This is a genomic window from Amycolatopsis circi, from assembly GCF_003385235.1.
In the GTDB taxonomy this organism is placed as follows: Bacteria; Actinomycetota; Actinomycetes; order Mycobacteriales; family Pseudonocardiaceae; genus Amycolatopsis; species Amycolatopsis circi.
This window is the reverse complement of the sequence record NZ_PQIA01000116.1, coordinates 20,206-30,579: the sequence shown is the minus strand read 5'-3', so window position 1 is coordinate 30,579 and position 10,374 is coordinate 20,206. Positions and strand designations below refer to the sequence as shown.

The 10,374-nt window shown below is 67.8% G+C and carries 11 protein-coding genes and 1 pseudogene; 6 read left to right on the top strand and 6 right to left on the bottom strand.

The window, feature by feature from the left end; genetic code table 11:
• Positions 1 to 39: 39 nt before the first annotated feature.
• The 4 genes from D0D37_RS35340 to D0D37_RS35325 all read right to left on the bottom strand — a co-directional run bounded on the left by D0D37_RS35340 (position 40) and on the right by D0D37_RS35325 (position 2,561).
• Positions 40 to 429: a hypothetical protein gene (locus D0D37_RS35340; RefSeq protein ID WP_116204925.1), complete on the bottom strand. Its 390-nt coding sequence runs from the start codon at positions 427 to 429 to the stop codon at positions 40 to 42.
• The gene (locus tag D0D37_RS35335; RefSeq protein WP_020664000.1) at positions 416 to 655 is read right to left on the bottom strand and encodes a DUF397 domain-containing protein; all 240 of its coding nucleotides are present in this window, start codon (positions 653 to 655) and stop codon (positions 416 to 418) included. The genes D0D37_RS35340 and D0D37_RS35335 overlap by 14 nt, the downstream gene beginning before the upstream one ends.
• 490 nt (positions 656 to 1,145) lie before the next feature.
• Positions 1,146 to 2,024: a helix-turn-helix domain-containing protein gene (locus D0D37_RS35330; RefSeq protein ID WP_116204924.1), complete on the bottom strand. Its 879-nt coding sequence runs from the start codon at positions 2,022 to 2,024 to the stop codon at positions 1,146 to 1,148.
• Between the two features lie 156 nt (positions 2,025 to 2,180).
• The gene (locus tag D0D37_RS35325; RefSeq protein ID WP_116204923.1) at positions 2,181 to 2,561 is read right to left on the bottom strand and encodes a sterol carrier family protein; all 381 of its coding nucleotides are present in this window, start codon (positions 2,559 to 2,561) and stop codon (positions 2,181 to 2,183) included.
• Between the two features lie 59 nt (positions 2,562 to 2,620).
• Between D0D37_RS35325 and D0D37_RS35320 the strand changes: the two genes are divergently transcribed.
• Both D0D37_RS35320 and D0D37_RS35315 read left to right on the top strand, forming a co-directional pair.
• Positions 2,621 to 3,274 (top strand): type VII secretion system-associated protein, encoded by a 654-nt coding sequence (locus D0D37_RS35320; protein WP_116204922.1) that lies wholly within the window; start codon positions 2,621 to 2,623, stop codon positions 3,272 to 3,274.
• A gap of 119 nt (positions 3,275 to 3,393) precedes the next feature.
• On the top strand, positions 3,394 to 4,182 hold the full coding sequence (locus tag D0D37_RS35315; RefSeq protein ID WP_425266990.1) for a lysozyme: 789 nt from the start codon (positions 3,394 to 3,396) through the stop codon (positions 4,180 to 4,182).
• Positions 4,183 to 4,228: 46 nt separating this feature from the next.
• Here the strand turns inward: D0D37_RS35315 and D0D37_RS48540 are convergent, their stop codons facing one another.
• A complete protein-coding gene (locus D0D37_RS48540; protein WP_279630349.1) occupies positions 4,229 to 4,363 on the bottom strand; it encodes a hypothetical protein in 135 nt (44 codons plus the stop codon).
• Here D0D37_RS48540 and D0D37_RS35310 point away from each other — a divergent pair.
• From D0D37_RS35310 to D0D37_RS35295, 4 genes and pseudogenes are all read left to right on the top strand, one after another.
• Positions 4,356 to 5,246, top strand: a complete 891-nt coding sequence (locus tag D0D37_RS35310; RefSeq protein WP_116204920.1) for a lysozyme — start codon at positions 4,356 to 4,358, stop codon at positions 5,244 to 5,246. The two genes, D0D37_RS48540 and D0D37_RS35310, sit on opposite strands and share 8 nt — an antisense overlap.
• A 190-nt stretch (positions 5,247 to 5,436) precedes the next feature.
• Positions 5,437 to 6,288 carry a hypothetical protein gene (locus D0D37_RS35305; protein WP_116204919.1) on the top strand — a complete coding sequence of 284 codons (852 nt, stop codon included), beginning with the start codon at positions 5,437 to 5,439 and terminating at the stop codon, positions 6,286 to 6,288.
• Positions 6,289 to 6,292: 4 nt separating this feature from the next.
• Positions 6,293 to 7,224: pseudogene (locus tag D0D37_RS35300) on the top strand (pentapeptide repeat-containing protein).
• Between the two features lie 16 nt (positions 7,225 to 7,240).
• Positions 7,241 to 7,903 (top strand): nitroreductase, encoded by a 663-nt coding sequence (locus D0D37_RS35295; RefSeq protein WP_116204918.1) that lies wholly within the window; start codon positions 7,241 to 7,243, stop codon positions 7,901 to 7,903.
• A 42-nt stretch (positions 7,904 to 7,945) separates the two neighbouring features.
• On the opposite strand, the gene purL is transcribed toward D0D37_RS35295, so the two are convergent.
• Positions 7,946 to 10,228: a phosphoribosylformylglycinamidine synthase subunit PurL gene (purL, locus tag D0D37_RS35290; protein WP_116204917.1), complete on the bottom strand. Its 2,283-nt coding sequence runs from the start codon at positions 10,226 to 10,228 to the stop codon at positions 7,946 to 7,948.
• Positions 10,229 to 10,374 lie beyond the last annotated feature (146 nt).

Below are 10,374 nucleotides of genomic sequence, written 5' to 3'. Positions count from 1 at the left end.
GGGGCACCGGGCGGGGACGGGGGCGGGGAGGAAGGTGGATCAGCGGGCGGCTAGCCACTTCGAGCGGCCGCCGCGGCCTGGGACCCAGCAGCCGTCCGCGGGGGCTGCGGGAGTGGCCGGTGGGCGCTCGGGGAGGGCTAGTACTTCGCCCAGTACCTGGCTTGCTTCGCCGCGCGAGCGCCACAGGGTGGACGCGGGGGCGAAGATGTTCTGCTCGCTGCCAGGGAGGCGCGTGGCCTCGACGTCGTCCTCGGCATTGAGACGGACGACGTCCACCACGTTGTCGTGGACTCGCACTCCGACCACTGCCTGCACTTCGCCGCTTTCGTTCGTCGGGTGGACGAACTGGTAGCCACGATCGATAAGTCGCTGCAGGCCTTGCTCGATGTCGAAGGCGGGGCCGACGACGTTGGCCTCAGCCGAGGACATCGTCGAATTCGCCGTCCTTCGCGCCGGCGAGGAAGGCGGCCATCTCCGCACGCGTGTAGACGAGCGCGGGGCCCTCCGGGAAGCGCGAGTTCCGCATCGCGATCTCGCCCGAGGTCAGCGGGGCCACTTCGACGCAGTTGCCTACCGCGCCGCTGTAGCTCGCCTTGCGCCATTGTGCGCCGGTCAGACGGTCGGCCGGAATACCGTTCTCGAACCGCTCAGCCATGATGCCACCTTCCGGGAAGGACGATGAAAAGCTCAGGAATCTGCATGTGCATCTGCCTGTGACTTCGACGCTAGCACGCGCGCATGCAGCGGTAAATGCACGTGCAGAATTTTCTGCAAATTTCTCACTGCGTGACGACACGGTTCAGTAGAAGTTCCCATACAGGTGATTCGAGCACTACCCGAACGGGTTAATTATTACCTTGGGTCACGATATTGGCAGCCTGATAACACAATGCGTTCGCGAGTCGCTGCCGCTGGGTGCAGCGAGTGAATGAAGAACACTTACTGTGATGGTCGACAGGGCCGAGGGAAGGCGTGGGACCGGGTCGGTGGAAACGGGTTTCCGGACTTATGCACGCTCGGTGATGGGAATGGGAGCGGACGTTCTCTATTCGGCGACTCGTAGCCCGGACGGGCGGGGCGGGATTCTCGGTGCGGAGAAATTCACCGGGGGCGACGTCCGGTGCGGTGAAGAGAGAGGACCGCGGTTAGATCTCGGCCTTGCGCTTGGCGATGCGGGCCCGGCTGCGTTCCGGAGTCTCCGCGTCGACGGCCAGCAGGTCCAGTGCTCGGCCGTACTTCTCGATCTCGTCGCGCTTGTCCAGGTAGTGCGCGCCGGTCAGGTACTCGACGTAGACGATATTCGGCAGTTCCGCCTCGGCGAAGCGCAGCAGCGAGAACGCGTGCTCGGCCGACAGACCGCTTCGGCAGTACGGCAGGATCTGCACCGACACGTGCGGCAGCGTGGTGACCTCGAGCAGGTATTCCAGCTGCTGCCGGAACACCTTCGGCCCGCCGATCGGGCGGTACAGCACCGATTCGTCGAGCACCGCCCAAATCCGCGGCGCGTCGGGGCGGGCCAGCATCTTCTGCCGCCGCATGCGCAGGGCTACCAGCTGGTCCACGCGTTCGTCGGCCATTTCCGGGCGGCCGTGGCTGAAGATCGCTCGCGCGTACGGCTCGATCTGCAGCAGGCCGGACACGAACAGCGGCTCCCAGATCTGGATCCGGGACGCCGCCTCCTCAAGACCGACGAGGTCGGTGAACCATCCGGGCACCGTCTCCCCGAACTTGCGCCACCAGCCCGCTTCGTTCGACTGCTTGACCATGTCGAGGAAGGCTTTGCGCTCGTCCTCGTCGGAGACGCCGTACATGGTGAGCAGGTCGGCGACGTCGCGTTCCTTGAAGCCGACCCGGCCGAGTTCCAGCCGGGAGATCTTGGATTCCGAACCGCGGATGTTGTAACCGGCCTGCTGGCGCGTGATCCCGGCTTCCTCGCGCAATCGGCGAAGCTGCGAGCCGAGGATCATCCGGCGCGCTGTCGGGCCGAGGCTCTGCTCGCCGGCGGACACGCCTACCGCGTTCATGACCAGGGCCCTTCCATCGCCGCTCGTACGAAATCCGACTACTCAAAGTACACGCAAGGCACGGGCGCGGACAGCGTGGCACTGGCCTGCGTTCAGGGGATTCTACGGAGTGTGTGCCTCAGAAGACACTCCTGTGAGAACAATTGCCGCGGAAAATCAGATCCGCACGACCGGAAGCCAGTGCGAAAGGTCCGCGCGGCTGCCCGAGGCGGACACCCGGGCGGCGCTGAGCGCGTCGTCCCACTCCAGGAGGCCGGTGGCCAGTTCGAGCCACGTCCGCGGATCGGTCTCGATGACGTTCGGCGGGGTGCCGCGGGTGTGGCGCGGGCCCTCGACGCATTGCACCGCGGCGTACGGCGGCACCCGGACCTCGACGGTGTGCCCGGGCGCGTCCTGGGCGAGGGTCCGCAGCGTCGCGCGCACCGCGGCGGCCAGTTCAGAGCGCGCCGGATCCGGTCCGTCACCACGCAACCAGTCCGAAACGGCCAGCACCGCCGCTCGTAACTGAGCGGGATCGACCGAACGCGAAGAGGCCATGCGACAACAGTAGAGTGGCCGCGGACGGAGTTTCAGGCACCCGGCACCGAGGGACGGCGATGGCGCAGCGGGACGAGGCAGATCGGATGGTTTCCCGGACCCCGGCGGGCAAACGCGCGCGCCGGAACGCGTATCCGCGCCGCGGGCCGCAAGGAAAACCCGAGATCACTCCCGAAATGCGGGCCAACGCGCGGGCCAACCCGAACAGCTGGCTGTATGTCATCGACGAGGCTTTCGACGCTCGCGGTCCCGTTCCGTCGTGGGCGGTCGTCGGCGCGTATCCGGTGAACGGCACGGGAGAGGTCGTCGAGGACTTCCACCCCAACGACCGGTACCGGCCCTCGCCGAAGGCGCTCGGTTTTCCCGAGCCCCGCAACGAACTCGAGCGGCTGCTGCAGATGGTCCGCACCGAGCACCGGCCCGCCGAAGACCTGCCGCGCGTCATCCTCGATTCGACGCTGCTCGTCTACGCCCTGTCCCCGGTGCAGCGCACGGTGATCGGCTTCCACAACGCCGGCGGCCGGGTCATGGTTCCGGCCTACACGTCGAAGTCGCTGGTGCCGCGCGAATGGCCGCACGCCCGCGCGGTGCTCGGCCGCGACATCGCCGGGCTGCTCGCCGGACATCCGCTCGCGGTCAACCCGCACGACCTGATCACCGCGGTCGTACCGGCCGAGCATCTGCTGAAGGCGCTGGCCGAAGAGCGGCGCTGACCTGGGCAGACCACTCTGCCGAGTGATCATGATTCGCCGAAATCCCCGCATCCGGGCATCGTGACGCAGCAGGAGTACACGCGTCCGGTGAGGAGCCCTGGGTGAAGCGTCATCTGCTGCTGCGCTGGAGCGCGGTTCTCTTCGCCGGGATCACCGGCACGACCCTGTGCGAAACGGCGGAGGCGGCGCCGAGCTACGCCGGGGCCGCCGACAACTACGCCGGTTCGCAAATCGCGAAACACGAAGGCGTGCTGGGATCGCCGAGCATCGTGTACACGACGGCGGACCAGTACCTCGGGCACGACGTCAGCGGACACCAAGGCCCGGTCGACTGGCCGAGCGCGGCCGGAGCGGGCGCGAAATTCGTGTACGTGAAAGCGACCGAGGGCACCGGGTTCGTCAGCGGGCAATTTGCCCAGCAGTACAACGGTTCCTACCAAGCCGGGCTGGTCCGCGGCGCCTATCACTTCGCGCGGCCGGACGTGTCCGACGGCGCCGCGCAGGCCAACTACTTCCTTGCGCACGGCGGCGGCTGGTCGGCCGACGGCAAGACGCTTCCGGGCGCACTCGACATGGAATACAACCCCTACGGCGATACGTGTTACGGCAAGGACGCGAACGGGATGGTCGCGTGGGTTCGCGCGTTCTCCGACACCTATCGCGCCCGCACCGGACGACTCCCGACGATCTATACCTCGACCAGCTGGTGGAAACGCTGCACCGGAAACAACCCTTCTTTCGGAGGGAATCCGCTCTGGATCGCACGCTACAACTCCTTCATCGGCGAACTCCCCGCGGGCTGGGGACAGCACGCCATCTGGCAGTTCTCGAACAGCGGGTCGCTGCCGGGAGACCAGAACTGGCTCAACGGAACCCAGTCGGCGCTGCGCAATCTGGCATTCGGGTGAACGTTCGTGACGTTGTCACGAATTAGTCATCACCGACCGATGAAAATCACCCACTCGACCATTCATCTTCACGGAACTTGATGACAAACGACGATTCGTCCTCAAGAATCTCCTCCGTGGCGGCTACCTGCACATAGCCGCCCTCCGCGAGGGTATCTGTGAAGGGATCGACGATGTCCACTTCCCGAAGAGGACGGCGTATCGCGCTGCTGTCCGCTCTGACCGTCCCCGTTGTCGCGCTCCTGCTCGGCGCTTCGACAGAGGCGACGGCCGCTCCGGCGGCTTCCCCGCTTTCGGCGCGGGAGATCAACGCCGTCAACGCCGACATCCAGGCGAACAACCACACGATGGGTTCGCAGATCCGGCGCGTCGAGGGGGATCAGTCCACCCCCGAGACGAAAACCGCCGCGCAGCAACCGCAACCCGCGGCCGCGCTGCCGAACCAGGTGGCGGCCACCGTCGCCGGCATCGACGTGTCCGGCTACCAGGGCAATGTCGACTGGGGCAACTGGTGGGGCCAGGGCAAGCGGTTCGTGTGGACCAAGGCCACCGAGAGCACGACTTACACGAACCCGTACTTCGCGCAGCAGTACAACGGTTCCTACAACCAGGGGTTCATCCGCGGCGCCTACCACTTCGCCACCCCGAACACCTCCAGCGGCGCGACGCAGGCGAACTACTTCGTCTCGCACGGCGGCGGTTGGTCGGGCGACGGCAAGACGCTGCCCGGTGTGCTCGACATCGAGTACAACCCTTACGGCGCGACCTGTTACGGCCTGAGCAAGGCGTCGATGACCGCGTGGATCAAGGACTTCCACGACACCTATCACGCCAGGACGGGTCGCTGGCCGGTCATCTACACGTCGACGAACTGGTGGAACCAGTGCGCCGGCGGCGATTTCTCCAGCACCGCGCCGCTGTGGGTCGCGCGGTACGCGTCCTCGGCCGGAACGCTTCCGTACAACTGGGGCTACTACACCGTTTGGCAGTACACCTCGAGCCCGCTGGACCAGGACACCTTCAACGGCGCCTACGACCGGCTGCAGGCACTCGCCAACGGCTGATCTGAGGGGCGCGCACGGACGCGGCTCCCGGTCCTCCCCTCCTCCTGCCGGGCGGGGCGGCCGGGAGCCGCTTTTGTGCGAGCTTTACCCGCCTTGCACAATGCAGACCTGGGGCGGAGACGGAACCGCCTGGGCCGGCGGGGCGTCAGACCGCGGCGCGAGTCGGTGCAGCAGGAAGGCGGAACCGGAGATGACTTACCCACCGCAGCCCGGACAGGGCGGGGACCCCTACGGCCAGGGCTGGCAGCAGCCCGGCTCGGGCGGGGTGCCGCAGCAGCCGGGGTGGGACCCCAACCAGGCTCAGCAGCAGCCGGGCTGGGACCCGAACGCCCAGCACCAGCAGCAGCCCGCCTGGGATCCGAACGCTCAGCAGCAGCCGCAGCAGGGCTGGGACCCGAACGCTCAGCAGCAGTACCCGGGGTACCAGCAGCAGCCGTACCCGGGCACCCAGCAGTTCCCGCAGCAGGGCTGGGACCAGGGGCAATACCCGGGCGGACCGGGCGGCCAGCCGCCGAAGAACAACAAGACCGGGCTGTGGATCGGCATCGCCGTCGCGGTCGTCGTGGTGGTCGCGCTGGGCATCACCGGGTTCGTCGCGCCGGGATTCTTCCTGAGCAAGGACGACAAGGGCAGCTCGCAGGCGCAGCCGCCGGCCCCGGCTCCGTCCCAGTCGTCGGAGGCTCCGCTGCCGAGCGACTCGTCGTCGCCGTCCACGGATTCGAGCGAGGACCCCGGCTCCAGCGGTGCGTCGGGCGAGGCGAAGCAGGTCATCGACAACTTCCTCGCCAAGCTCAACGCCAAGGACGCCGCTGGCGCCACCGCGCTGGCCTGCCAGGGCACCGAGAGCATGTCGAAGAAGAGCATCGACGAGACCACCAGCGGCGACCCGCAGCTCACGCTGGGCAAGGTCACCGCGGGCAGCGCCACGACGAGCGCCCGGATCACCGGCACGCTGTCGGGCAAGGACGCCAGCGGCACGATGGTGATCATGAACCGCGGCGGCGGTTACTGCGTGGGGCTGTATCTGATCCTGGCGTTCTGACCCGGTGCGCTCGCCGCTGCTGTGGACGTTGATCGCGTCCGTGGCACTGCTGTGCGGGGTCGGTGGCTGGCTTCTCACCGACCCCGCGACGAGCCGCAGCGACGCGCTGAAAACCGGCGGTCTCGCCGGTGGCGCGGTCGTGGCGCTGTATGCGTTGTGGCTCAACGATCGCCGTCGCCGCGTCGAGGAGGCGCGACAGGTGATCGAACAGCAGCGGCACGACGTCGACCGCGAGCGGATCTCCGACGAGCGGTTCGCGAAGTCGGTCGAATTGCTGGGGCACGAGGCCGATCAGGTGCGGGTGGGGGCGTTGCACGCGCTGGCCGGGCTGGCGCGCACGCGGCCGGAGTATCGGCAGACCGTGCTGGACGTGCTGTGTTCTTATCTGCGGCGGCCGTTCACGCATGGCCGCTATAGCGGTCTGGAAGGCACGTCGGAGCAGGAACGCGAGCTGCAGGTGCGGCTCCGCAACGGCTCGTCCGAGATCTGCTGCCACCGTCCGATGTGGATGGACCGGGTCCGGACCTCGATCTGACCGGCGCGGTGCTGGAGTATTTCGACCTTTCCCACCGCCGGATCGGCGGATTGCTGCTGCGGCACGCGTCGCTGTACAGCAGCACGAACTTGAGCGGCTGCGTCTTCACCGGGCAGGCCTACTTCACCGCCGCGGGCACCGACCGCGGTCGCCTGGTGGGCGTTTTCCGTTGCCGCGACGCGACTTTCCTCGACCGGGCCTGGTTCTCCGGCACCGCGTTCTCGGAGCGGACCAATTTCTCCGACACCGCGTTCAAGGGCGCGACCACCTTCAAAGGCGCGACTTTCGCGAAGGAAGTCCTGTTCAGCGGGACGACTTTCGCGGATTCGGCGGACGTACAGCTGCCGGACGGCTGGAAGCTGGAACCTCGGAATGGCGGATATGTCGCGACGCCGATCTGAGTAGCATCAAAAAACCGTGGACGTGTATGAAGCGGTGTGCTCCCGGCGGTCGGTCCGCGGCTTTCTCGGCAAGCCAGTGCCCGACGAAGTCCTGACCCGAGTCCTCACCACGGCCTTGCGCGCGCCCTCGGGGGGAAATCTGCAGCCGTGGCGGGTGTACGTCCTGACCGGCGCGAAGCTGGCCGAGCTGAAATACGTCGTCCGAGAGCGCATCACCGACGGTGACACCGGTGATCCGCCCCAGGTTCTGCCGTATCCGGAAGCGCTGCCCGAGCAGTACGCGCGGCGGATCGAGGAGCTGGGAGCACTGCGCTACGGCGCGGTCGGCGTCGCGCGGGAAGACCGTGCGGGCCGGGAGCGGGTCCGCGTCCGGAATTGGGACTTCTTCGGTGCGCCGGTCGGCCTGTTCTGCTATCTGAACGAGCAGATGCTTCCGCCGCAATGGCTGGACGCGGGGATGTTCTTGCAAACCGTGATGGTGCTGCTCCGCGCGGAGGGGCTCGACAGCTGCGCGCAGATCGCGTGGGGCCGGTACCACCGGAGCGTCACGGAAATCGCGGAGCCGCCTGCCGGTTATGTGCTCGGATGCGGCATGTCGATCGGGTACGCCGATCCGGACGAGCCTCGGCCGGCGATCCCTCGGGCTTCGCTGGCGGAGGTGGTCACGTTCAGGTCGTGAGTGCCTACGCCGGTTCTAACCGGCATAGGCACTCACGACGCCTCAGTCAAAGAGCGCCGGAAGGGTCTTCTCCCAGGTCTCGCGCAGTTCGTCGAGGGTGAACTCCGTGACGTCCTGGATCTCCAGCGTGCCGGAATCCGGGTCGACGACACCGGTCTTGCGCCACGGCAGGCCGCGCGCGGTGCACATTTCGGTGAACCGCAGCTCCTCCGTGCGCGGGACCGCCACCAGCACGCGGCCGGACGATTCGGAGAACAGCTGCACGAACGGGTCCTGGTCGCGGTCGAGGAAGACCCGCGCCCCGCACTGTCCAATAAGGACAGTCTCGGTGAGGGCCTGTGCGAGCCCGCCGTCGGCGAGGTCGTGCGCGGCGGAGATCATGCCGTCACGCGAACCGGCCACCAGGACGTCGGCCAGCAGCTTCTCGCGGGCCAGGTCCACGCGGGGCGGAACGCCGCCGAGGTGGCCGTGCAGCTCGCGGGCCCAGGCGGAGCCGTCCAGCTCGTCGTGGGTGTCGCCGAGCAGCAGCAGCGTCTCGCCTGCTTCGGCGCCGATGCCGGTCGGGATGCGGCGGGTGACGTCGTCGATCACGCCGAGCACCGCGATCACCGGGGTCGGCAGGATCGCCGTGTCGCCGGTCTGGTTGAAGAAGCTGACGTTGCCGCCGGTGACCGGGATGCCCAGCTCGACGCACGCGTCGGCGAGACCGTGCACGGCCTGCTCGAACTGCCACATCACGCCCGGGTCGGTCGGGGCGCCGAAGTTGAGGCAGTCGGACACCGCGACCGGAGTCGCGCCGCCGGTGGCGACGTTCCGGTACGCCTCGGCCAGCGCGAGCTGCGCGCCGCGGTACGGGTCGAGGTAGACGAACTTCGCGTTGCAGTCGGTAGCCACCGAGACGCCGCGGTTGCTGTCCTCGTCGATCCGGATCATGCCCGAGTCGGACGGCTGGGACAGCACCGAATTGCCCCGCACGTAGCGGTCGTACTGCGCGGTCACCCATTCCTTCGACGCCTGGTTCGGCGACGCGATGAGCTTCAGGAAGTCCGCGCGCAGTTCCTCCGGCGTCGACGGACGCGGCAGCTGCGCGGAAGTGTCGGCGATCAGGCCGTCCTGAAAAGCGGGGCGCTCGATCGGGCGGTCGTACACCGGGCCCTGGTGCGCGACGGTGTGCGCGGGCACGTCGACCACGATCTCGTCGTTCCAGGTGATCACGAGGTGCTCGCCGTCGGTGACCTCGCCGATGTCGGTGGCGATGACGTCCCACTTGGCGCAGACCGCCATGAACGCCTCGACGTTCTCCGGCGAGACGACCGCGCACATGCGCTCCTGCGACTCGCTGGAGAGCACCTCGGCGGGCGTCATTCCGGTGGCGCGCAACGGAACCCGGTCGAGGTAGATGTGCATGCCGCCGTCACCGGCGGCCGCCAGCTCGGACGTCGCGCAGGACAGCCCGGCGCCGCCGAGGTCCTGGATGCCGACGACCAGATTCTCCTTGAACAGGTCGAGACAGCATTCGATGAGCACCTTCTCGGTGAACGGGTCGCCGACCTGCACGCTGGGCAGCTTGCGTCGCCCGGCCGCGGATTCGTCGCCGGAGAAGGTGTCGCTGGCGAGCACGGACACGCCGCCGATGCCGTCGAGGCCGGTGCGCGCGCCGAACAGAATGATCTTGTTGCCCGAACCGGACGCGAACGCCAGGTGCAGATCCTCGGTGCGCATCGCGCCCACGCACAGCGCGTTGACCAGCGGGTTGCCCGCGTAGGAGGGGTCGAAGACCAGCTCGCCGCCGATGTTCGGCAGGCCGAGGCAGTTGCCGTAGCCGCCGACGCCCGCGACCACGCCGGGCAGCACGCGCTTGGTGTCCGGCGCGTCGGCCGGGCCGAAGCGCAGCGCGTCCTGCACCGCGAGCGGCCGCGCGCCCATCGCCATGATGTCGCGCACGATGCCGCCGACGCCGGTGGCCGCGCCCTGGTACGGCTCCACATAGGACGGATGGTTGTGGCTTTCCACCTTGAAGGTGACCGCCCAGCCGTCGCCGATGTCGACGACGCCCGCGTTCTCGCCGATGCCGGCCAGCATCTTGGCCTTCATCTCGTCGGTGGCGGTCTCGCCGAAGTAGCGCAGATGCTTCTTCGAGGACTTGTAGGAGCAGTGCTCGCTCCACATCACCGAGTACATCGCTAGCTCGGCGTCGGTGGGCCGGCGGCCGAGGATTTCCCGGATCCGCGCGTACTCGTCTTCGGCGAGGCCGAGTTCGACGTACGGCTGGCTCGTTTCCGGGGTCGCCGCGGCCACTGCGGTGGTGTCAACTGTGCTGGTCACGGTATCCGTGTCAGGGTTCGCCACACCCGCAAGACTACGTGTCGGCCGGGTCACACCCGCAGCCGCCCAGCCTGGCCCGGGGGAGGTCCGTGAAGGACTCCTTGAGGGAATCAGATTCCCTCAAGGAGTCCTTCACGGAACGTTCG

Bases quoted from the DNA above. Each gene is read 5' to 3' on its own strand.
- D0D37_RS35335 (WP_020664000.1), bottom strand. From the start codon at position 655: ATGGCTGAGCGGTTCGAGAACGGTATTCCGGCCGACCGTCTGACCGGC.
- D0D37_RS35330 (WP_116204924.1), bottom strand. From the start codon at position 2,024: ATGAACGCGGTAGGCGTGTCCGCCGGCGAGCAGAGCCTCGGCCCGACA.
- D0D37_RS35310 (WP_116204920.1), top strand. From the start codon at position 4,356: ATGTCCACTTCCCGAAGAGGACGGCGTATCGCGCTGCTGTCCGCTCTG.
- D0D37_RS35340 (WP_116204925.1), bottom strand. From the start codon at position 429: ATGTCCTCGGCTGAGGCCAACGTCGTCGGCCCCGCCTTCGACATCGAG.
- D0D37_RS35305 (WP_116204919.1), top strand. From the start codon at position 5,437: ATGACTTACCCACCGCAGCCCGGACAGGGCGGGGACCCCTACGGCCAG.
- D0D37_RS35320 (WP_116204922.1), top strand. From the start codon at position 2,621: ATGGCGCAGCGGGACGAGGCAGATCGGATGGTTTCCCGGACCCCGGCG.
- D0D37_RS35325 (WP_116204923.1), bottom strand. From the start codon at position 2,561: ATGGCCTCTTCGCGTTCGGTCGATCCCGCTCAGTTACGAGCGGCGGTG.